The following is a 20,701-nucleotide window of genomic DNA, read 5'->3' on the forward strand; positions in this document are numbered from 1 at the left end:
CGGCCCTGCTCCGCAGGGCTCATCCCTCGTCCCGCCCGCAGGCGGCCAGGCCCCTTTGAAAAGGGGCTCCGCGAAGCGGTGGGGATTGATTTGCTGGCACTGTTTCTACTTGGAATTTCGGGTAGAAGATAGTCTGCCGTTGACAATCCCTCGTCCTGCCCGCAGGTGGCCTGGCCCCTTTGCCAAAGAGAGCGGGGTGGCTGACGTCGCTGGAATTTCACCACCGAGAGGAGGAAAAACTATGCTGGACGTCCCCAAGATCCGCGCCGTGCTGGACGAGGCCAGCCGGTGGGACATGGACCTGGCTCAGTTCGCCTGCTGGGGCCACGCCCACCTGTTTAACCCGGTCCTCCCCCTGGAGGAGCTGGCGGCCTGGGAGGAGCTGATGCAGGTGACGCTCCCGGAGGACTACCGGACCTATCTGACCCGGCTGGGCAACGGCGGCGCGGGCCCGGCCTACGGCTTGTCCCCTCTCTGCTGTCCTGTGGACGAGGTGGCCCGGTATCTCCCGCGCCCCTGCATTTACAGCCAAGACCAAGAGGAAAAATTTCAGGACGTGCTTCGCCGGTTCATCCACTGGTACGGCATGGACGACGACTGGGCGCTGTACCTGGAGTACTTTCCCGACGCCCCCCACCTGGGGGAGGAAAAGTGGCAGAGACCTCTGTACCGGCAGTGGAGCGGCAAGCTGGAGGCCGCCCTGGACGAGGCGGTGGTCAATCCTCTGCTGCACTACGGCCAGTATATGATCGCCAATGAGGGCTGCACCGGGGACGTCTACCTCATTCTCAACGGCTCTCACCGGGGCTATGTCCACTGCTCCACCACCGACTGCGACCCCGACTTGGCCTATCCCGAGCCCCGCACCTTTGCCGCGTACCAGGCGGACTATTTGCGGGAGACCTTTGCGGACTACTTCATGTCCTATGTGGACCGCACAGAGGATGTTTGCAGAAATCTCTCTGGGGAGAAGCGCCGCCGGTTCCAGCGGGAACGGGCCCAGGTCCGGGACTTTTACGCCGCTGTTCAGGCACAGGACTGGAGCGGGATGGTCAGGCTGCTCCACGCCATCGACAGTCCGGGGGCGCTGAGCCGAAAGAGCCAGAGCTTTTACCGCTGCTATGAAGAGACTTTGTTGGAGCAATTCCCCGGCAGTCCGGAGGTGGAGCGGTTTTTCGGGGAGATGTTTGGCCCCCGGGACAAGTACCACATGGGGCGTGACCTGGTCACCTTCCAATACGGGGAAGCGGAGGAGAGGGATTTGTACCCCAAGCCCACCTTCGAGGCCTTTGTACAGACCTTCTTCGACCCCTAAAATCGAAATAGGACGTGATATTATCATGTATTATTACAACTACAGGGGAGCAAATCTGGTCTCCCTGACCCCCTGTGAGGAGTTCGGCCCGGAGGTGGAGCCCGCCAACAGCTGGCGTCTGTTCGCCGCCGTCCCCGGGGACCCGGTGTTGGGCCGGGGGAGCTTTAAAGTAAACCACCCAGGCCAGCTGCTGGACAGCCACGGGCTGGAGGTGCTGGACGCCTCCCGTCTGATGCCTCTGGACAGCAGCGGCCCCTGCGGCGAGGCCCTGATGCCGCCGCCAGACTGCCGCCCCATTCCCCTGATGGTGGACGAGACGGTGGAGCGGGCCATCGCCGAGGGCCGGCTCACCGCTGTCAACACCAGCCGCCCCGGCTGGGAGGAGCTTCTGACCTGGTCCCCCCAGACGGGGAAAAAGCGGGTTAACATCCTGGCCATCGGGGACGTGGGCTCAACCCTCCTCATCGGCCTGAAGCTGCTGGGCGGGGATGTGATCTCCTCCATTGGCATCTGCGACCTCAGCGGCCAGACCACAGCCCGGTGGGAGTTCGAGATGGGTCAAATCAATCTGCCCTGGGACTACAACGTCTTCCCCGAGGTGGAGGTGGTGGACCCGGAGCACCTCTTTGACTGTGATATGTTCGTCTTTGTGGCCTCCAAGGGCATTCCGCCGGTGGGGTCCCAGGTGAAGGACGTGCGGATGTACCAATTTGAGAACAACGCCAAAATTGTGAAGCACTACGCCCAAATGGCCCGGGCGAAACACTTCCGGGGGCTGTGGTGCGCCGTGTCCGACCCGGTGGACCCCCTGGCCAAGACCGCCTATCTGGAGAGCAACCGGGACGAGAAGGGCAATTGGGACGGCCAGGGCCTGCGCCCGGAGCAGATCCAGGGCTTCGGCCTGGGGGTTATGAACGCCCGGGCGGCCTACTTCGCCAAGCGGGACCCCAGGCTGGCCTCCTTCCTCACCGAGGGCCGGTCCTTCGGTCCCCACGGCACGGGGCTGTGGATTGCCAACTCTATCGACCGCTACGATGAGGCCCTGTCCCAGGAGCTGACCCGGCTCACCGTCACCGCCAACCTGAAAATGCGGGAGATCGGCTTCAAGCCCTACGTGGCCCCCGCTCTGTCCTCCGGGGCGCTGTCTCTGCTGCTGACCCTGCGGGGGGAGTGGCACTGTGGGTCCGTCTTCCTGGACGGCATCTATATGGGGGTCAAGAACCGCTACACCCCCGCCGGGATTGAGACCGAGCTGCTGCCCCATATTCCCGACCCGCTCTTCGCCCACATCCGGGAGGCGGCGGAGCATCTGAAAACGATTATTTAGGGGTTACGCTATGTCGATTACACTCATTTATCCGACCCCCGATGCGGGCTGGGCCGGCCAGCGGCTGGAGGGCGTCCTGAATCACACCTTAGCCGGGCAGGAAGTCCGGGCAATCCGGACCGCGAAGAAGCTGGTCAGTCTGAAGGGCCAGCGGCTGCTGTTTGCGCTGGCTCTGGGAGATACCGGAACCAATCTGGAATATATCCGGATGCTGGCCCAGCTGCGGAAGGAGCCCAAACTGCTGGAGGGCTGCACTGCCGGCATCATTGTGGACGGGGCGGGGGAGCTGTACACCAAGTCGGCCGCCGCCGAGCTGGCCCTGGCCCTGAACCGGGCGGGCTGCGCCCTGGTGGGCCGCCCCCTGGTGGAGGCCACCGGCTCCCTGGCCAACTTCGACGTTCAGGCCAAGAACCTGGGCGCCGACCGGATGGGCGCCTACCGCCACGCCGCCCGGGAGCTGGCAGAGCGGGTGGAGACCTTCTCCCTGCCCCAAAAGGAGCGGCCTCAGCTGCTGGTGCTCCACGCCTCCAGCCACCACACCTCCAACACCATGGACCTGTGGTCAAAGGTGCGGGAGCGGGTTGAGGGGCGCTGTACCATCCACGAGATTGGCCTGCGCAACGGGACCCTGTGCGACTGCTCCGGCTGTCCCTACACCATGTGCCTCCACTTCGGGGAGCAGGGGGGCTGCTTCTACGGCGGCGTCATGCAGGATGAAGTCTACCCCGCCGTCCGGACCGCCGACGCCCTGGTGCTGCTGTGCCCCAACTATAACGACGCGCTGTCCGCCAACCTCACCGCCTGCATCAACCGCCTCACCGCCCTCTTCCGCCTGACCCGGTTCTACGACAAGGCGGTGTTCGCCATCGTGGTGTCCGGCTACTCCGGCGGCGACGTGGTGGCCCGGCAGGTCATTTCCGCAATGAATATGAATAAGTCCTTCTACCTGCCCCAAAACTTCGCCCTGATCGAAACCGCCAACGCCCCCCGCGAGGCCCTGGCCCTGCCCGGCGTGGAGGACCGCCTGGAGGCATTTTCCCAAAGGATTTTGGATACCCTTTGCCGGTAGACAAACAGAATACAGAAAAGCAGGAGCCTCCCCGTTGGCGGAGGCTCCTGCTTGTTTTTAAGGGGTGGAGGTGCTATAATGCAGCATATCTATGGACAGGTGTATTTAGTGACAGAAGCACCAGGGCGCGGAGCGCTGTAACATATAAGTTACAATGATCCAATCCCTATGTAACATAGCTGTTACATTGCGCAGAAAGCCTATGTAACAGAAGTGTAACATCAAAAAAATTGTCTATGTCACACAAATGTGCTGGACAAAACTGAAAGGTCTGATTAGTATGAAGGCAACCCTTTCCTTGAGTGAGCTGAGAAAGACAAAGGGCATCTCTCAGGAGGAGCTGACGGAGCAGTTGGGAGTCGCCCGCCAGACCATCGGCAGGTGGGAACACGGGGAGTTCTCCCCCTCGGCGGAAAATTTGCGGAAACTGAGCCAGGTGTTTGACATTCCGGCGGGTGTGCTGCTCAAGGGCGGCCCGCTCCCGCTGGAAACCGCCGAAGCTCCGCCGCCGGATGTGCCAGCAGAAGAGACGCCAGCCCCAGTGGAGATATCCGCTTCCAGACCGAAACACCGCCGCTTGTGGTTGTTGGTGGCCGCTCTGCTCCTGGCCGCAGGGATTGGGGTTGGCGCGCTGTTCCTTTGGGGACGGCACGTAAAAACTGTACCCAGTTCACAGTTGGAAAGGAGTGTGATAGATGATTCAATGATTGGGGATTCTATAGAGTTGTTTCCTTTGGAGTAATTTGTGGAAGGAGGTATGCCCTATAAAACGAAGACAACTTGCCGCCGCATTGTTGGCCTGTATGCTGTTGTTCAGCTGTTCCTTTATTCCTGCGTCAGCTGCGGAGGCTCCAATGAATGAAATTGTGATGCCTCGGGTGACGGGACGGCTAAATCACAGTCTTCCCGCAAATATTATCACACCCATAGGACAGTCAATTTCTCTGGACAAGGGCGAGACTATTACCTATAACTGTACTTACACGCCCAAGTCCGCCAGCGTTGATTTTGGCTATATTGATTCCGATAGTGTCTTCTGCTGTTTGTCCTGCACTACCGGGAGTATCAACAAGTCAATCAAAATTGAGGAACCCGGCCAGTATACTCTGGCAATCCGCAATAATGAGTCCTATTCCGTCAGGGTGACGGGAACTGTACGCTATTAACCACACATGACACTCCAAGAAAGGAAGGAAAACATGAAAAAACGTTTGTTTACACTCATGGTTGGTATTTTGAGTGTTGCTATGTTATGCTCTATCTGCGCCTTTGGCGTCTCTGGCAGCGAAGAGGAGCCCTATGAAATTCCTGTGATTATTGATGATGCCATCAATTGGACCACGGAGGGCGTAGTTATCCCCCACAGCGCGGACGATCATCTGGAACGCCTGAGAGAGGAACTGGGAGATGAGTTGTTCCAAGAATGTCTCATTGCAGACCCAGCCTCCTGGATTCACACAGACCCAGTGACTGGCGAAATGTCGATTATGACCCCAGAGGACGACGACTGTACAAGTACAGAGCCCTATATCCCAGAAGATGTAGAAATTGCAAAAGAATTTTTATCTCCTATAAGCGCTAAAACTTATGGTGAAATTGATTATCCATCTAACAGCAAATATCCATACCGCACAAATGCCTTTTTGCAAGTAACATTTCCAGACGGTTATTCAGGAACAGCCTCCGGTGTATTTGTAGGTGATGATTTGGTTTTAACTGCTGGACATGCTATACAAGACCGTGTACATGGAAAAGCGTCAACAGTAACTGTAACACCGGGCGGCTCTACATCGAGGTTGGAAAGTGCAACAATGACATCGTCAAATACCCCGGTGGGATGGAAAGTGCACTACAATCCGCTTTGGGATTATAAGAATAAATAAGTCACTCGGAACAGGGTATTTGGGTATGAAAGTGAAATCAGATTCACAGTTAAACGATATCAGCTTGATTGGTATATATGGCTATCCTGGAAATCGACCCAAAGGAACACTCTGGTATAGTTCCGGAAATATAACGCGTGTTGATCCTAAGGAATTTTACTGCAATGCGGCATTATTTCCGGGAAACAGCGGAAGCCCTGTGGTAGACATGGCAGATTATAATTATGTTATAGGAATTTACACAGCCAATACTGACCTTGGTCAAATGTCAGTTCGCATTTCTACAGACATAATTAAATTTGTTAAGGACTTTTAATCTGAAAGGTCATATGGTCTGAGAGCGGCCCCCTTCGGGAAACAGCTGCGGAAGATATAAAAAACAGGAGCGCCCCGCCGGGATGCTCCTGCTTGTTGACATAATCCTCCGGATTTGCTACAATAAAAGACAAGGTGCGCGGCAGGCGGACGGTGGTTTGGCTCCAACCTCCGAAAGGAGGTGAGGCCCGAATGCCTATGACAATCACGGTTACATTCCACTTTCGTGGTTACACTGTAACAGTACAGGTCAAGGTAAAGTGAAACCGCCACCCCGGCAGGTGACGGTTTCGTAGGCTTTGCCTAAAACATGTTTACATAGCGCTGGGCCAAACCGCCTGAACCCGGCAGCGCCCTACACACCTACAGTATAATACATTCCCCGCAAACTGTCAAGGGTGTGGGCGGCTCCGTTTTCCACAGTGAAAGCGGAGCTGTTTTTTAGTTGGAGGCGGTATCGGGGTCGGTGTCATCGCCCCAGAGCATATTCTTGCGCAGCTCGGCGCCCACGGTCTCCATCTGGTGCTTGGCCAGCTGGGCCCGCTTGGCGTTGAAGAAAGTGCGGCCGTTCTTGTTCTCGGCGATCCACTTGCCGGCAAACACACCGTCCTGGATATCGGTGAGGACGGCCTTCATGTTCTTCTTGGTCTCCTCGTAGGGCAGGATGCGGGGGCCGGAGACATACTCGCCGTACTCGGCGGTGTCGGAGATGGAGTAGTTCATCATGGCCACGCCGCCCTTGTTGATCAGGTCGATGATGAGCTTCATCTCGTGGATGCACTCGAAGTAAGCGTTCTCGGGGGCGTAGCCCGCCTCCACCAGGGTCTCGAAGCCCAGCTTCATCAGCTCCACCACGCCGCCGCACAGCACGGCCTGCTCGCCGAAGAGGTCGGTCTCGGTCTCGTCCTGGAAGGTGGTCTCCATCACGCCGCCCCGGGCGCCGCCGATGCCGGCAGCGTAGGCCAGCGCCAGCTTATAGGCGTCGCCGGTGGCATTCTGCTCCACGGCAATGAGGCAGGGCACGCCCTTGCCGGCCACGTACTGGGAGCGGACGGTGTGGCCGGGACCCTTGGGGGCGATCATGGACACGTCCACACCGGCGGGGGGGACGATCTGCTTAAAGTGGATGTTGAAGCCGTGGGCAAACATGAGCATATTGCCGGCGGACAGGTTGGGGGCGATGTCCTTCTTGTAGACGTCGGCCTGGACCTCGTCGTTGATAAGGATCATGACGATATCGCCCCACTTGGCGGCGTCGGCCACCGTCTTGACCGCCAGACCGGCCGTCTCGGCGTTGGCCCAGTTCTTGGAGCCCTCCCGCAGGCCGACGCACACGTCGCAGCCGGAGTCCTTCAGGTTCATGGCGTGGGCGTGGCCCTGGGAGCCGTAGCCGATGATGGCAATCTTCTTGCCGTCCAGGTAGTTGATATCGCAGTCCTTCTCATAGTACATTTTTGCCATAGTTGTATTCCTCCTTGAGTTTGTTGTCGTCGTATATGGTGCTGCGCCCTCTTTCGATGGCGATGGTACCCGTCTTTGTGATCTCCAGGATCCCGAAGCCGTCCAGCATATCGATCAGAGCGGAGATCTTGTCCCGGTCTCCGAAGATGGCCACGGTGAGGGTTTCCCGGCTCACATCGATGATGTTGGCCCGGAAGATGTTAGCCATTTGGATGACCTCGTCCCTGGCGTTTCGGTCGGTCGCCCGGACCTTAATCAGGGCCACTTCCCGGCGGATGGAGGTGCCCTCGTCCAGAATCTTCACCGCCTGAACGCAGATGAGCTTGCGGCACTGGGCGGCAATCTGGTCGATCATCAGCTCGTCCCCCACAATGCTGATGGTAAGCCGTGCGGTGTGGGGGCGGTCGCTCTCTCCGGTGACAATGGACTCAATGTTGTAGCCCTTTCGGGAGAACAGCCGGGCCACCTGGCTCAGGACCCCGGGGGTGTCGTCGGTCAGAATGCACAGGGTATAGAGCTTCTTGCGCGCGTCAAATTCACGTTTCATTCCGGGCCCCCCTTACTTGAGCAAAAAGTCGGTGATATGGGCTCCGCCCGCCACCATGGGCCGGACCATCTCGTCCATATCCAGAACGCAGTCGATGACGCAGCCGCCCCCCGCCTCCAGTGCGGCGGAAAAGGCGGTCTCCACCTCCGCCATGGTGGTGGCCCGGAAGCCCTTGAGCCCGTAGGCCTCCGCCAGTTTAACAAAGTCGGGGCCCCGGTCCAGGGTGGTCTCGGAGAAGCGCTTGTGGTAGATCAGGTTCTGCCACTGGCGCACCATGCCCAGGGTCCCGTTGTTAAAGACCACGGTGATAATGGGCAGGTTATAGTGCTCCACGGTGGCCAGCTCGTGGCAGTTCATGCGGAAGCAGCCGTCGCCGGTGGTGTGGACCACCACCTTGTCCGGGTTGCCTACCTTGGCCCCGATGGCCGCCCCCAGGCCGAAGCCCATGGTGCCGAAGCCGCCGGAGGTGAGCAGCTGGCCGGGGTAGTCGAAGTGGAAGTGTTGGATGGACCACATCTGGTGCTGGCCCACGTCGGTGGCCACAATGGTGTCCTGGGGGGCCAGCCGGCGAATGGTCTCCAGCACCTGTTTGGGGGTGAGGGACTCGCTCTGCCGGGGGACGGAGGGCTCCCGCAGGGGGAGGATGTGCTCCTTCCACGACCGATGGCTGTACTGGGGCAGACGCGAATTCAGCAGCTCCAGAACCCGCTTGGCGGAGCCGATGATGTGGTGGTCGGTAAGGACGTTTTTGTCGATCTCCGACCGGTCAATGTCGATGTGGACGATTTTGGCCTGGCTGGCGAAGGTATCCGGCTGGAGGGCAACCCGGTCGGAGAACCGGCAGCCCACGGCAATCAGGAGGTCGCACTCGTTGCAGGCCACATTGCTGGCCTGGGAGCCGTGCATTCCAATCATGCCGGTGGTGAGGGGATGCCCCCCGGGGAAGCCGCCCCCGCCCATGACGGTGATGGCCACCGGGGCGTCCAGCTTTTCGGCGAACTCCTGAAACTCCCTGTGGGCCCGGCCCCGGACTACGCCGCCGCCGCAGATGAGCAGCGGCTTTTCCGCCTGGGCAATCATGTCCACCAGGGTGTCAATGTCCCCCTGGTTGGGCTCAGGGGCTTTCAGATTGTGGCTGTCCGCCAGGGCCTTCAGACTGCCGCAGGCCCGGTTCTTGCTCCAGGGGACAAACTCATAGTCGATTTCCACGTTGGGGAAGGTGACGTTTTTCACAACGTCGATGAGCACCGGCCCGGGCCGCCCGGTGGCTGCCACGGCGAAGGCCTGACGCATCACGTCGGGGATGGTCTGGGCGTCCCGGACCAGGTAGGCCGCCTTGGTGATGGGCATGGCGATGCCGGTAATGTCCACCTCCTGGAAGGCGTCCTTACCCAAGGTCTGCTCGGTGACGTTGCAGGTGATGAAGACGATGGGGGAGGAGTCCATGTAGGCGGTGGCAATGCCAGTGACCAGGTTGGTGGCCCCGGGGCCGCTGGTGGCGAAGCACACCCCCACTTTCCCGGTGGAACGGGCGTAACCGTCAGCGGCATGGGAGGCCCCCTGTTCATGGGCGGTCAAAACGTGGTGTATTTTCTCCTTGTAGTTATACAGCTCGTCATAGAGATTCAGGATGGTCCCGCCGGGATAGCCGAAGACGGTGTCCACTTCCTGCTCCAGCAGGCACTCCATGATGGCCGCAGTCGCTCGTATTTTCATAGTGCCTCCTTTTTCTTCCTTTCTTGTAAGAAAGGAAGCGAAAGAACTTTTGGAAAAAACTTCGTTTTTTCTCTTTCTTTTACAATATCTTCTCAAAGACCATGGTGGCCTGGATGCGGTCGCCGCCGCCCCATCCGGAGCTGCCGCCGCTGGCGGTGGTGATGGTGTGTAGGCGGTAGCCCTTGGCGGCCTGCTCATTGATCACCGCCTCCAGGTCGGTCAGATTTTTGGAGCCGGTGCCCATAAATTTTTCCTTCAGCGTCACTTGCAGTACGACATATTGAAGGTTCTTTCCAGAAGCGGTGGAAAATGTGGAAGTATCGCTGTAATCGACCATATTTCGGTCTCTCCTAATAAATGAATTACAGTCTGGAAGCTGCTTTAGCAGCGGCGCTACTGGTCCACATCGAACAGGACCCACAGCTGTTTTTCCGCCGCGTTTTTCCAGAAGGGGATAGAATCGGATAAATTATACCAGGTGTACTCAAAGTCGTCCTCGCTGAGCTCCATACCGTACTCGTCGGGGTCAATGGCAAAATAGAGCGTTCGGAATGTTTCCTCGGTCAGCGCCTGGAGGAAGCGGTACACCCGCAGGACCTGGTGGGGATTTTTACAGGTGACGATATAATCCTCTTCGCCCTCCCGGTCCCCCCGGAGCACCTCGCCCCCCAGGATGACCCAGCTGCCGGGGGCGTACTTGCTGCCGCCGTACTCCAGTCTGCCATTGGTCAGGGCCCGGTGGATGGCGTCCCAGGCCTTGTCCAGGTCGCAGGAATACACCTGCTCCATCTCGTCCAGATAGTCGGGGACCCGGTCCTCTCTGGGTACATTCCGCAGCTTGTCCAGTTCTTCCTTTGTAATGGCCCGAAAGCCGCCAAGACAGCTCATAAAAGCGCCTCCCTCAGTCCTCGTCCCAGGGCGTTATTACCTTCAAATAGGCGGGGCGGTTCTCCGCCTCCTCGCCGTAGACATACAGCGTGTTGGTCTCGGGGTCCAGGCAGGTGTGGCAGAAGCGCCCGCCAGGGAAGGGGTAGGGCTCACACAAACGCTGGAAGTCCACCCCGGCCTCCTCCAAAATCTGCTGAATCTCTTCCAGGTCCTCGAAGGTGCTGGTATCTGCGGTGGTTTCATCCTCTATGACCTCAATGATGGTAGCGATCAGGAAGGAGGAGACCGAATCCCCAAAGGGCGCCCAGTGGTACATGGTATCCTGGTCGTTGAAGTACACCGGCGGGTCTGGCTGGTCCAGGTCCCGCTTCTGGATACCCGCCAGCCAGCAGCCCTGGTTCTCACACCAGAACAGCAGATAGTTCTCCTGTTCCTCCTCCCAGCGCTCCCTGGGCAAAGCCCAGATCCGCTCCTGCTCCTCGGAGCCGGTCTCGTTGTACTTCCGGTGGTCCTGCATCTCGTCCTCGATATAGACGTGGGAGAAGGTTAGATGGTGGTTGAAGGGCTTGGCGTCCTTGTCTGGAAGGAAAATGGGGTGGAGCATTTCGTTCAGGCTGGCCTTGCCGCAGGCGAGATAGTACTCCCGCAATGCGGCGGGGAGCTGGAAGCCTGCCGCCGCCTCGTAGGAGGCAACCAGCTCCTGGGAAAGGCCCTGGGCGGGGGCTTCCTCGTCCCCGAACAGCGGCTCGGCCCACAGGACCAGCTCAATGGGGGAAATCTGATACCGTTTTTCGCTCACAGCGGCGTCCTCCTTGTTCAAGCTCAGTACTCCCACTTATAGGGCGGCGGATTGTCTGTTTTAATCCGCTCCAGAAACCGCGCCCGCTCCTCCTGCTCCTCCGGGGCAAAGGACAGGTCCAGCAGCCCCTCCAGCAGGGCGGGCTCCTCCCGCAGGAAGACGGGGGAACGTGATACGCCCCGGCCCTCCTGCCAGCCGATGACATAGGCCGCCGTCCTGGGCCGGAACAGGTCAATGCCCCAGCACTCCGAGTAGGTCAGCCCCAGGCGGAGGACCGGCTGTTTTTCCCCTTCCCGGTAGACCCTCAGCTCCCGCCACCGGGGGCAGTCCGCCAGGACCCAGCGGTAGACTCTCCCGTCCACCACGATTTTCCGGGGCTTTTTCCACCAGCGCCACATCATGCTGTCTATAGCCTTAGAGCTGCCTGGCCCAGTGGATGCCCGGGTAAAATTCCCCGGTGCGGATGAAATACTCCACCGCCTTGACCCCGGTCGGGATATCCTGGAGGGCCAGCATTTTTTCCACGGGGGACTGGCCGCCGCTTTTCAGGCCGGTCAGGTCCGTCTTTCCCGCGAAGTCGGGATTGTAGGAGTAGTAATTGTTCTGCCCGAAGTCGCCACAGAAGCCCAGGGCCAGCCACTCCCCGTCGCACAGGACCTCCAGCCAGTTGTCCTCCCCATCTGGGTCCAGGTACAGAAGGGCGTCCACACCGGAGGGGATTTGCCGGAGGAATTTGGCAATCAAATCCTCGATGATCTCATCGCCGCTGTAGTGCTTCCGGCCATATTCCATATACTGCACCTGAATCCCCCGGGGGTCAAAATCGGGAACTGTGTCCTGCTTGGGGATCACTTCAAGCTCCATCATATCTTTCCGCCTCCCTTCTGCAATGCGATCACGCCAGTGCGGACCACCTCCAGAATGGAGAAGGGGCGGAGCATGGCCTCAAAGGTGTCGATGCGGTCGGGGGTGTCGGACAGCTCCAGGGTCATGGAGTTGGGGGAGATATCGGAGACCTTGGCCCCCATAATGTCGCAGATGGTCATAATATCCTGCCGGGTCTTGTTGGTGGCGTTCACCTTGAGAAGGACCAGCTCCCGGCCAATCATCTTGTCCTCGGGGATGGTGCGCACTTTAATCACTTCAATGAGCTTGTTCAGCTGCTTTTCCACCTGCTCAACCACGCTGTTTCCGCTGTCCACAATGATGGTGATGCGGGAGATGGCGGGGTCGTCGGTGACCCCCACGGCCAGGGAGTCGATATTAAAGGCCCGGCGGGAAAACAGGCCGGTGATCCGGTTGAGCACACCGGCCTGGTTTTCCACCAGCACGGAAATGGTCTGTTTCATCTTCTCCCTCCTTTAGTCGGTGGTGGATACGTCGGGGCTGACCCGGCAGATCATCAGGCAGGGGCCGGGCTCCGCCAGAAAGCGGTCCAGGGCGGCGTCCAGCTCCTCCTCCTCGTCCGCTGTCACGCAGGGGATGGCGTAGGCGGCGGCGATGGTCTGGAAGTCGGGAGAGCCGTCCAGCGAGACCCCGAAGGGGCCATGGTAGGGGGGACGGCTCTGGATCTGGTGGACCAGGCCCAGGGTGTTGTTCTGGAAGAGGAGGATCTTCAGGTCCATATTGGCCTGCCGCACCGCCGCCAGCTCATTCATCGCCATTTGGAAGGAGCCGTCGCCGCACACCACCACTGTCTGCCGCCCGGGCTGGGCCACCTTCACTCCCACTCCGGCGGGCAGGGCGTAGCCCATGGTGCCCAGGCCGCCGCTGGTGAGCAGCCGCCCCTGTTTCTGGGGCAAGTACTTGCAGGTAAAGATCTGATTCTGGCCCACGTCGGCGCACACCACCGCGTCGTCCTCCAGGCGGGCCCCCAGCATCCGCATGACGGTGCCGGGGAAGACGGAGCCGGGGCGGCTGGGGAACTGACGGCTCAGCTCCGCCCGGCGGAAGTCGGCCAGCATGGCCCGCCACTCCGCGCAGTCGGGGGCGGCAACCCCCAGGTCCAGAATCTGCCGCAGAATCACCTTCACATCCCCCACCAGAGGGACGGCGGCCTGCATATTTTTGCCGATCTCCGCCGGGTCCACGTCGATGTGGATGGTGGCCATGCGGCGCTGAATTTCGTCGGGCTGAATGATGGCCCGATCGGCGGCCCGGGTCCCCACCATAATCAGCAGGTCGGACTTGGCCAGGGCCTTGTTGGCGCAGTGGTTGCCGTGGGCGCCGATCATGCCCATATTCAGGGGGTGGTCGGTTGGCATGAGGGAGATGCCCATCATGGTCTTCACCACGGGGATGCCGGTGCCCTCCGCCAGCTCCAGCAGCTCCTCCCTGGCGTTGGCCAGCCACACGCCGCCCCCGGCGCAGATAATGGGTTGTCTGGCCTTGGAGATGGCCTCGGCCACCCGCTTGATCTGCAGATCGTTGCCCTTCACACTGGGCTTGTAGCCCCGGATGTTCACCGTCTCCGGCCAGTCAAAGCTCTTCAGCTGCTTCTCCTGAACGTCCACGGGAATGTCGATCAGGACCGGTCCGGGGCGGCCTGTGGAGGCGATGTGGAAGGCCTCCCGTACCACCCGGGGGATATCGTTGGGATTTTTCACCAGGTAGCTGTGCTTAGAGAAGGGAGCCACAGCGCCGGTGATGTCCACCTCCTGAAAGATGTCCCGCCCCAGCAGGTGGCTGGGTACCTGGCCGGTAATGGCCACCATGGGGATGGAGTCCATATAGGCGGTGGCGATGCCGGTAATCAGGTTGGTGGCCCCCGGGCCGGAGGTGACCATGCACACTCCCACCTTGCCGCTGACCCGGGCGTAGCCGGAGGCCATATGTCCCGCGTTCTGCTCCGTCCGCACCAGGGTGTAGCCAATCTCTGGGGCGTCCTTCAGCGCGTCCACCGCCGGACAGATGGTGGCCCCGGCGTAGCCGAATATATGGGTTACCTGTTCCCGTTTTAAGCTCTCGATCAGTGCCTGCGCTCCATTCATAAAGCGTCACCTCCAAAAAACAAAAAGCCTCGTCCTAATCTGCTAGGACGAAGCCAAATACTCCGTGGTACCACCTAAATTCATGGCCTTAGCCATGCACTCGTTGCCCTGTAACGGAGGGGGACCGTTCCCGCCTACTGGGGCCTTCCGCCGGTTCAGAGGGACTGCTCGCGGGTGAGGTTCGGGGGAGGTCCTTCACAGGCGCTTACACCAGCCGCGCCCTCTCTTCGCATCCGGACAAGCCTACTATCCCGGTCATCGCTTTTTTTGATGATTGTTCCTTATCTTACTCCATTCGTCCCCGTTTGTCAATTCCTTTTTTAGGATTTTCTTTCATTCGTAAAGGGTCTCTCGTAGGGCCGGACGACCCTAGTCTGCTGTTTTATGGCCCGGCGAAGCCGGTGGGGATTGACCTGCTGGCATTACTTCGACTTGAAATCTGAAATAGCAGATGGTGCTCCTAGGGACAATCCCTCGCTTCGCTCAGGGGCCCCCTTTGCCAAAGGGGGCAAGCGGCTTCGCCGCTTGTGCGGGCCTGCTTCGCAGGGCTCATCCCCCGTCCCGCCCGCAGGCGGCCTGGCCCCTTTGAAAAGGGGCTCCCGTGAAGCCGGTGGGGATTGATTTGCTGGCACTGATTCTGCCTAAAATCTGAAATAGAAGCAGATTTCCTAAGACAATCCCCGCCTTTGCCAAAGGGGGCCAAGCGGCTGCGCCGCTTGTTTGGCCCTGCTTCGCAGGGGCGGAGGGAGGACAAAGCGGGGGCGTCCCGTCCTATGCCGCCGAAATCATATTGGGCCAGCGGGCCTTCATTACGTCATCGCCGTACTGCCGGTCCAAAAACTCCTCAAAAGCGTTGACCGGCCAGGGCTGGAGAGGGCGGGCGCTGTAGCGGATCATGGCCGCCCCGGTGAGCAGGCCATTGCACACCATCACCAGCACCACGACCCAGGTGACCACCTTCCCCGCCAGGGCCGGGACCCGCTCGATCACCTGGGACATCTTTGGATAGATGACCTTGATCCACACTACCGCCAGCAGGCCCCAGAAGAAGCAGAACAGCACATTGGTCCGCCCTCCGATGTTCAAAGGCATGGCGCTGTAGTCCCAGAACACCGTGCCGAATACCAGCTCAGTGAACACGCTGCACAAATACTCGTAGGTCCCGCCAATAACAAATCCGGCGGCGAAGACAAGGAAGGAGTCCCGCTGGACCAGCTTCCGCAGGGCCACTGTGAGCACCACCGCCCCCAGTCCCCAGACAAAGCTGAAGGGGCCATAGAGCACGCTGGACCGGTTCATCCACTGGTGGTCCACCAGGCCGCACCAGAAGGTCTCGATCACATCCCCCAGCAGGGCGGAGATCAGGAACACCCACACCAGCTTGTCCAGGCAGATCCCCCGGGCAAAGGCGCAGCGGTCCTGTTCCTCCGGGGTCATCTCCCGAATGCCGGGGTAGGCCCGCTGAAGCCGCCGCCACACCCCGTCGGTGATCCGGCTGGCAATGCGGCCCTCGCTGCTGTGGGCCTCCCGATGGGCGTAGGCCTGGGGCCCGCCGGTGCGCAGGGTATACATGACTCCCACAAAGTCCGCCGCCATCAGGGCGAAGAGGGTCCCAACCAGAATCTTCTTCACCAGCGCCGGAGCCAGGGTCACCACCGCCAGTACCAGGGGGTGGACTACCAGATATGTAATGTAGCAGCAGGCCGCCACCGCCGCCGAGAAGATCAGCCCCCGCAGGCTGCCCCCCAGCGCCCGGGGCCGCTCCCCGCCCCAGTGGACCCCAGGGCCCAGCTGGCGGTTGAGGTGGTCGGCCATACTTTCCGTTACCGCCACCGCCGCCATTGTGAACAAAAACTGTATCCCATACCGCCCCGCCAGGGCAGGCAGAGTCAGGATCATTAGGCTGGCCGCCATCCCGTAGGACAGCAGAAAGGGCAGGGTCAAAAAGCCCCGGTTGCAGAACTGCCGCCGGGCCGCCGCGTAGTACAGCACCTCTGCGCACCAGCCCAAAAAGGAGTAAATCAGCAGATAGACCCCCAAATCAAGCCACTGTCCCCCGTCCATGGGACCTCACCTCTCCTTTCGAACTGTGTCATACTATGAATACAGCCGGATGATCTCCTCCGCCACCGCCCGCTTCGAGATACAGCGGTCCATGGCCTGGCGGGCAATATACCGGTGGGCGTCGGGCTCGGTCATGTTCCGTTCCCTGATGAGCAGCCATTTCGCCCGGTTCACCAGCCGGATCTCCTCCATCTTCTCCTCAATGGGCTGGACCTTTTTCTCAAAGCCCCGCAGCCGCTCCCGGGTTATGGTCATCCACTTGAGGGCCCGCACCATCGCCCCCCGGGGGACCGGCTTGGGCAGGGTGTACACCCCCCGCTCTCCTGCCCGGCCGCTGACCTGGTCGTAGAGCTCGGCGGCCACAAAGAGCAGCGCCACCGTCCCGCCCGTCCGGCAGCGGTCCATGGCGAAGCGGACCCCGGCGTCGTCGGGCAGGGGGCAGTTGACAAACATCAGGTCAAAGGGGCGCTGAGCCCACTCCCGCTCCGCCGCGCTGACGCTGGAGGCGGTGACAATGGGGCTGTACACCGCCTCGGGCAGAAACTCCCTCAGGGAGGCGTTGAACCGCTCTGACGCCGACACCACCAGTACACTGTATCCCCGCTCCTGCAAGCTCACCGGTCCTCACCTCCCGTCTGTCTTACTTCATCCGCCGCAGCAGCCCTCCAGCAGCTGCCTGGGGAGGCTGCCCCGGATAAAGGGACTCCTGGCCGCCGCGGCCCGGGCCAGGTCCAGGCTCTGGGGCAGACATTTGAAGCTCTTCAGAGTCTCCGCGTCCGCCTGGAATAGATTTAGGTTGGCCGGCTCAGGCAGCGCCTGCCGGTCCACAATGCCGTGGAGCCCCGCCCGGATCATCAGGGTCAGGGCCAGATAGGGATTGGCCATGGGGTCAGGGGAGCGCAGCTCCGCCCGGCGGTACTCCCCCACGGCGGCGGGCAGGCGCACCAGCTGGGAGCGGTTCTCCTCCGACCAGGAGATGTATTTGGGCGCCTTGTGGCCGCCGAAACGGGCGTAAGATGCCTCCACCGGGTTGAGGAACAGGGTCATCTCCTCGATCTTGTCCAAAACCCCCGCCACCATCTCCAGCAGGTGATCTCTGCCGTCCGCCCCCTGCACCGACATATTGATATGAAAGCCGCTCCCCGGGGCGTCGGGCAGGGGTTTGGGGGAGAAATCAGCCCACAGTCCGTTGCGCTGGGCGATGAACTTCACAATGGACTGGAAGGTCATCACATTGTCGGCGGCGGTGAGGGGGTCGGAGTACTTGAAGTCGATCTCGTTCTGTCCCGGTCCCTCCTCGTGGTGGGAGCACTCGGGCAGGATGCCCATCCGGGCCAGGGTGAGGCAGATCTCCCGGCGGATGTTCTCCCCCCTGTCCTCGGGGGCAATGTCCATGTAGCCCGCCCGGTCGTAGGGGAGCTTGGTGGGCTCGCCGTTCTCGTCCAGCTTGAACAGATAAAACTCCTGCTCTGCCCCAAAGAGAAATCGGTAACCCATCCCCTCCGCCTGGGCGGCGGTGGTCCGCAGGAGACTGCGGGTGTCGCACTCAAAGGGCCGGCTGTCGGGATAGACGATGGAACAGAACATGCGCACCACCTGCCCGTGCTCCGGCCGCCAGGGCAGGAGCATCAGGGTCTCCGGGTCGGGGCGCAGCAGCAGGTCGGAGCGGGTCTCATCCCCGAAGCCGGCAATGGCGGAGGCGTCGAAGGGGATGCCCTGGTCAAAGGCCCGGGGGAGCTGGTTGGGCATAATGGAAATGTTCTTCTGCCGGCCAAAAATGTCGCAGAAGGCCAGGTGGATAAAGGCCACCTCCTCCTCCCGGATATACTGGATCACTTCACTCTGGGAATACTTCATCATACTACCTGCTTTCTCCCGCTTTTTCATCCCATTATACCACATTTCTCAACCCCTTTCCACCGCAAACACCATCCGCCCCATTTTTGGCTGTCCCCACAGGAAGGGGATTTTTTTCGGAAGGTGATTTTGGAAGCTGTGACAGGGTTTCTCAAAAAGTGAAAAAATCCGTTGACAGAAACCCCTTTCCGGCGTATAATGCCCTAGTAAAGGCAAAGGCGTCTTTAAGGTGAACCCTTAGAGACGTCTTTACCTTTTTTCATGTCTGCACTAGCCTCCCCGGGGAGAGCTTGACATTATGAAAGGGTGAATGCACATGGCAGCAGTACCGGAGTATTTTGGAAGTCGGGTTTTTGACGACAGGGAGATGAAGGCCAATCTGTCCGCCGGGGTCTACAAGTCCCTGCACAGGACCATTGACCAGGGGGCGAAGCTGGACATCGGGGTCGCCAACGCCGTGGCCAACGCCATGAAGGACTGGGCCGTTGCCCACGGGGCAACCCACTTTACCCACTGGTTCCAGCCCCTCACCGGGGTCACCGCCGAGAAGCACGACAGCTTCATCTCCCCCTCCCCCGACGGCGGGGTGATTATGGAGTTCTCCGGCAAGGAGCTGATCCAGGGGGAGCCCGACGCCTCCTCCTTCCCCTCCGGGGGACTGCGGGCCACCTTCGAGGCCCGGGGCTACACCGCCTGGGACCCCACCTCCTACGCCTTTATCAAGGACAGAACTCTGTGTATCCCCACCGCCTTCTGCGGCTACAACGGGGAGGCCCTGGACAAGAAGACCCCTCTGCTCCGGTCCATGGAGGCGCTGAACCGGCAGGCCCTGCGCATCCTGCGGCTGTTCGGCAATCAGGACGTGAAGCGGGTCATCCCCTGCGTGGGGCCGGAACAGGAGTACTTCCTGGTGGACGCCGGGATGTATGAGCGCCGCCGGGACCTGCGCTTCACTGGCCGGACCCTCTTCGGCGCCCGGCCCCCCAAGGGTCAGGAGATGGACGACCACTACTTCGGCGCCATCAAGCCCCGGGTCGCCGCCTTTATGGAGGACCTGAACGACGAGCTGTGGAAGCTGGGCATCCTGGCCAAGACCCAGCACAACGAGGTGGCCCCCGCCCAGCACGAGCTGGCCCCCATCTACGCCACCAATAACATTGCCACCGACCACAACCAGCTCACCATGGAGATGATGCAGAAGGTGGCTGCCCGCCACGGCCTGGTGTGCCTGCTCCATGAGAAGCCTTTTGCGGGAGTCAACGGCTCCGGCAAGCACAACAACTGGTCCCTGGCCACCGACACCGGGATTAACCTTCTCTCCCCCGGCGAGACCCCCTATGAAAACGCCCAGTTCCTGCTCTTCCTGTGCGCCGTCATCCAGGCGGTGGACGACTACCAGGACCTGCTGCGCATTGCGGTGGCCTCCGCCGGCAACGACCACCGCCTGGGGGCCAACGAGGCGCCCCCCGCCGTGGTGTCCATCTTCCTGGGGGATGAGCTGGCCGCCATTCTGGGCTGCATCGAGTATGACGCCCCCTACACCAGCATCGACACCGGCAAGGTGCGCCTGGGTGTGGACGTGCTGCCCAAGTTCCGCCGGGACACCACCGACCGCAACCGCACCTCCCCCTTTGCCTTCACCGGCAACAAGTTCGAGTTCCGGATGCTGGGCTCCGCCAACTCCATCGCCTGCGCCAACATTATGCTCAACACCGCCGTGGCCGAGAGCCTGCGGGTCTGCGCCGACCGGCTGGAGGGGGCGGAGGACTTTGAAGCCGCCCTCCAGGACGTGATCCGCCAGATCATCCAGGACCACAAGGGCATTATCTTCAACGGCAACGGCTACGACGACGCCTGGATCAGAGAGGCCACCGAGAAACGGGGGCTGCTCAACTACCCCACAACCCCCGACTGCGTCCCCCACCTGCTGGACGAGAAGAATGTGTCCATGCTCACCGCTCACAAGGTCTACTCCAGGGCGGAGTTGGTCTCCCGGTATGAGGTGACCCTGGAAAACTACTGCAAGACCATCCGCATTGAGGCCAACACTATGGTGGACATGGCCCGCACCGAGATCATCCCCGCCATTCAGGCCTTTTTGCTGGACACCGCCAGCGCCGCCGCCGCCAAAAAGGCCCTGCTTCCTGGCTGTCCCTGCGCCTATGAGACCGGCCTGGTGTCCCAGCTGTCCGGCCTGGCGGACCAGATTTCCCTCCGGGCCGCCCAGCTGGAGCAGGCGGTGCTGGGGCTGGACGGCCTGGAAGACATTGGGAAGGAGTCCCAGGTCATCCGGGACGAGGTCCTGGACAAAATGAACCAGCTGCGCCAGCCCTGCGACGAGGCCGAGACCCTCACCGCCAGGAAGTACTGGCCCTTCCCCACCTACGGCGACCTGCTGTTTGGTGTGCGGTAACGAACCCCTGCGGCTCCGGCAGCGCCATCCCGCCGCCGGAGCCGCGCCGGGAAATTG

The 20,701-nt window shown here is 60.8% G+C and carries 20 protein-coding genes and 1 other annotated feature; of the genes, 7 read left to right on the forward strand and 13 right to left on the reverse strand.

The annotated features are described in order from the left end of the window. Nucleotides 1-241: 241 nt before the first annotated feature. The 6 genes from D1646_RS15290 to D1646_RS15315 all read left to right on the forward strand — a co-directional run bounded on the left by D1646_RS15290 (nucleotide 242) and on the right by D1646_RS15315 (nucleotide 5,910). Nucleotides 242-1,315: an SMI1/KNR4 family protein gene (locus D1646_RS15290; protein ID WP_160637302.1), complete on the forward strand. Its 1,074-nt coding sequence runs from the start codon at nucleotides 242-244 to the stop codon at nucleotides 1,313-1,315. Between the two features lie 25 nt (nucleotides 1,316-1,340). Then, nucleotides 1,341-2,642 carry a lactate dehydrogenase gene (locus D1646_RS15295; RefSeq protein WP_160637303.1) on the forward strand — a complete coding sequence of 434 codons (1,302 nt, stop codon included), beginning with the start codon at nucleotides 1,341-1,343 and terminating at the stop codon, nucleotides 2,640-2,642. Between the two features lie 10 nt (nucleotides 2,643-2,652). Next, nucleotides 2,653-3,711, forward strand: a complete 1,059-nt coding sequence (locus D1646_RS15300; RefSeq protein ID WP_160637304.1) for an NAD(P)H-dependent oxidoreductase — start codon at nucleotides 2,653-2,655, stop codon at nucleotides 3,709-3,711. Between the two features lie 298 nt (nucleotides 3,712-4,009). After that, complete coding sequence (locus D1646_RS15305) at nucleotides 4,010-4,453, forward strand: helix-turn-helix transcriptional regulator (RefSeq protein WP_160637305.1); 444 nt, start codon at nucleotides 4,010-4,012, stop codon at nucleotides 4,451-4,453. A 457-nt stretch (nucleotides 4,454-4,910) separates the two neighbouring features. Beyond that, the gene (locus tag D1646_RS15310; RefSeq protein ID WP_160637306.1) at nucleotides 4,911-5,594 is read left to right on the forward strand and encodes a hypothetical protein; all 684 of its coding nucleotides are present in this window, start codon (nucleotides 4,911-4,913) and stop codon (nucleotides 5,592-5,594) included. A 25-nt stretch (nucleotides 5,595-5,619) separates the two neighbouring features. After that, the gene (locus tag D1646_RS15315) at nucleotides 5,620-5,910 is read left to right on the forward strand and encodes a trypsin-like peptidase domain-containing protein (RefSeq protein ID WP_160637307.1); all 291 of its coding nucleotides are present in this window, start codon (nucleotides 5,620-5,622) and stop codon (nucleotides 5,908-5,910) included. 440 nt (nucleotides 5,911-6,350) lie between these two features. Here D1646_RS15315 and ilvC read toward each other — a convergent pair whose 3' ends face one another. The 13 genes from ilvC to D1646_RS15380 form a co-directional block, all read right to left on the reverse strand. Next, on the reverse strand, nucleotides 6,351-7,370 hold the full coding sequence (gene ilvC, locus D1646_RS15320; RefSeq protein ID WP_160637308.1) for a ketol-acid reductoisomerase: 1,020 nt from the start codon (nucleotides 7,368-7,370) through the stop codon (nucleotides 6,351-6,353). Then, a complete protein-coding gene (gene ilvN, locus D1646_RS15325; RefSeq protein ID WP_160637309.1) occupies nucleotides 7,351-7,917 on the reverse strand; it encodes an acetolactate synthase small subunit in 567 nt (188 codons plus the stop codon). The genes ilvC and ilvN (D1646_RS15325) overlap by 20 nt, the downstream gene beginning before the upstream one ends. Nucleotides 7,918-7,929: 12 nt before the next feature. After that, nucleotides 7,930-9,633 (reverse strand): biosynthetic-type acetolactate synthase large subunit, encoded by a 1,704-nt coding sequence (gene ilvB / locus D1646_RS15330; protein ID WP_160637310.1) that lies wholly within the window; start codon nucleotides 9,631-9,633, stop codon nucleotides 7,930-7,932. Between the two features lie 79 nt (nucleotides 9,634-9,712). Continuing rightward, a complete protein-coding gene (locus tag D1646_RS15335) occupies nucleotides 9,713-9,970 on the reverse strand; it encodes a DUF4177 domain-containing protein (RefSeq protein WP_160637311.1) in 258 nt (85 codons plus the stop codon). A 56-nt stretch (nucleotides 9,971-10,026) separates the two neighbouring features. Next, entirely contained in the window at nucleotides 10,027-10,521 is a 495-nt protein-coding gene (locus tag D1646_RS15340) for a YfbM family protein (RefSeq protein ID WP_160637312.1), read from the reverse strand. A 13-nt stretch (nucleotides 10,522-10,534) separates the two neighbouring features. Next, nucleotides 10,535-11,320 carry an SMI1/KNR4 family protein gene (locus D1646_RS15345; RefSeq protein WP_160637313.1) on the reverse strand — a complete coding sequence of 262 codons (786 nt, stop codon included), beginning with the start codon at nucleotides 11,318-11,320 and terminating at the stop codon, nucleotides 10,535-10,537. Nucleotides 11,321-11,343: 23 nt separating this feature from the next. After that, complete coding sequence (locus D1646_RS15350; protein ID WP_160637314.1) at nucleotides 11,344-11,721, reverse strand: hypothetical protein; 378 nt, start codon at nucleotides 11,719-11,721, stop codon at nucleotides 11,344-11,346. Nucleotides 11,722-11,734: 13 nt separating this feature from the next. Continuing rightward, nucleotides 11,735-12,187, reverse strand: a complete 453-nt coding sequence (locus D1646_RS15355; protein ID WP_160637315.1) for a hypothetical protein — start codon at nucleotides 12,185-12,187, stop codon at nucleotides 11,735-11,737. Next, a complete protein-coding gene (gene ilvN / locus D1646_RS15360; protein WP_160637316.1) occupies nucleotides 12,184-12,669 on the reverse strand; it encodes an acetolactate synthase small subunit in 486 nt (161 codons plus the stop codon). The genes D1646_RS15355 and ilvN (D1646_RS15360) overlap by 4 nt, the downstream gene beginning before the upstream one ends. Nucleotides 12,670-12,681: 12 nt before the next feature. Beyond that, complete coding sequence (gene ilvB, locus D1646_RS15365; RefSeq protein ID WP_160637317.1) at nucleotides 12,682-14,310, reverse strand: biosynthetic-type acetolactate synthase large subunit; 1,629 nt, start codon at nucleotides 14,308-14,310, stop codon at nucleotides 12,682-12,684. Nucleotides 14,311-14,350: 40 nt separating this feature from the next. Further along, nucleotides 14,351-14,578 (reverse strand) — a binding site (T-box leader). Nucleotides 14,579-15,081: 503 nt separating this feature from the next. Further along, on the reverse strand, nucleotides 15,082-16,374 hold the full coding sequence (locus tag D1646_RS15370; RefSeq protein WP_160637318.1) for a putative ABC transporter permease: 1,293 nt from the start codon (nucleotides 16,372-16,374) through the stop codon (nucleotides 15,082-15,084). Nucleotides 16,375-16,407: 33 nt separating this feature from the next. Continuing rightward, nucleotides 16,408-16,992 (reverse strand): response regulator, encoded by a 585-nt coding sequence (locus D1646_RS15375; protein WP_160637319.1) that lies wholly within the window; start codon nucleotides 16,990-16,992, stop codon nucleotides 16,408-16,410. 27 nt (nucleotides 16,993-17,019) lie between these two features. Next, nucleotides 17,020-18,234: a glutamine synthetase family protein gene (locus D1646_RS15380; RefSeq protein ID WP_347565230.1), complete on the reverse strand. Its 1,215-nt coding sequence runs from the start codon at nucleotides 18,232-18,234 to the stop codon at nucleotides 17,020-17,022. A gap of 313 nt (nucleotides 18,235-18,547) precedes the next feature. Here D1646_RS15380 and D1646_RS15385 point away from each other — a divergent pair, with 313 nt between their 5' ends. Further along, nucleotides 18,548-20,644, forward strand: a complete 2,097-nt coding sequence (locus tag D1646_RS15385) for a glutamine synthetase III (RefSeq protein WP_160637320.1) — start codon at nucleotides 18,548-18,550, stop codon at nucleotides 20,642-20,644. Nucleotides 20,645-20,701: the final 57 nt, after the last annotated feature.

The organism is Pseudoflavonifractor sp. 60 (genome assembly GCF_009911645.1).
Lineage (GTDB): Bacteria > Bacillota > Clostridia > Oscillospirales > Oscillospiraceae > Lawsonibacter.

Bases quoted from the DNA above. Each gene is read 5' to 3' on its own strand.
- D1646_RS15290 (WP_160637302.1), top strand. From the start codon at position 242: ATGCTGGACGTCCCCAAGATCCGCGCCGTGCTGGACGAGGCCAGCCGG.
- D1646_RS15295 (WP_160637303.1), top strand. From the start codon at position 1,341: ATGTATTATTACAACTACAGGGGAGCAAATCTGGTCTCCCTGACCCCC.
- D1646_RS15300 (WP_160637304.1), top strand. From the start codon at position 2,653: ATGTCGATTACACTCATTTATCCGACCCCCGATGCGGGCTGGGCCGGC.
- D1646_RS15310 (WP_160637306.1), top strand. From the start codon at position 4,911: ATGAAAAAACGTTTGTTTACACTCATGGTTGGTATTTTGAGTGTTGCT.
- D1646_RS15315 (WP_160637307.1), top strand. From the start codon at position 5,620: ATGAAAGTGAAATCAGATTCACAGTTAAACGATATCAGCTTGATTGGT.
- ilvC (WP_160637308.1), bottom strand. From the start codon at position 7,370: ATGGCAAAAATGTACTATGAGAAGGACTGCGATATCAACTACCTGGAC.
- ilvN (WP_160637309.1), bottom strand. From the start codon at position 7,917: ATGAAACGTGAATTTGACGCGCGCAAGAAGCTCTATACCCTGTGCATT.
- ilvB (WP_160637310.1), bottom strand. From the start codon at position 9,633: ATGAAAATACGAGCGACTGCGGCCATCATGGAGTGCCTGCTGGAGCAG.
- D1646_RS15335 (WP_160637311.1), bottom strand. From the start codon at position 9,970: ATGGTCGATTACAGCGATACTTCCACATTTTCCACCGCTTCTGGAAAG.
- D1646_RS15340 (WP_160637312.1), bottom strand. From the start codon at position 10,521: ATGAGCTGTCTTGGCGGCTTTCGGGCCATTACAAAGGAAGAACTGGAC.
- D1646_RS15350 (WP_160637314.1), bottom strand. From the start codon at position 11,721: ATGATGTGGCGCTGGTGGAAAAAGCCCCGGAAAATCGTGGTGGACGGG.
- D1646_RS15355 (WP_160637315.1), bottom strand. From the start codon at position 12,187: ATGATGGAGCTTGAAGTGATCCCCAAGCAGGACACAGTTCCCGATTTT.
- ilvN (WP_160637316.1), bottom strand. From the start codon at position 12,669: ATGAAACAGACCATTTCCGTGCTGGTGGAAAACCAGGCCGGTGTGCTC.
- ilvB (WP_160637317.1), bottom strand. From the start codon at position 14,310: ATGAATGGAGCGCAGGCACTGATCGAGAGCTTAAAACGGGAACAGGTA.
- D1646_RS15370 (WP_160637318.1), bottom strand. From the start codon at position 16,374: ATGGACGGGGGACAGTGGCTTGATTTGGGGGTCTATCTGCTGATTTAC.
- D1646_RS15380 (WP_347565230.1), bottom strand. From the start codon at position 18,234: ATGATGAAGTATTCCCAGAGTGAAGTGATCCAGTATATCCGGGAGGAG.
- D1646_RS15385 (WP_160637320.1), top strand. From the start codon at position 18,548: ATGGCAGCAGTACCGGAGTATTTTGGAAGTCGGGTTTTTGACGACAGG.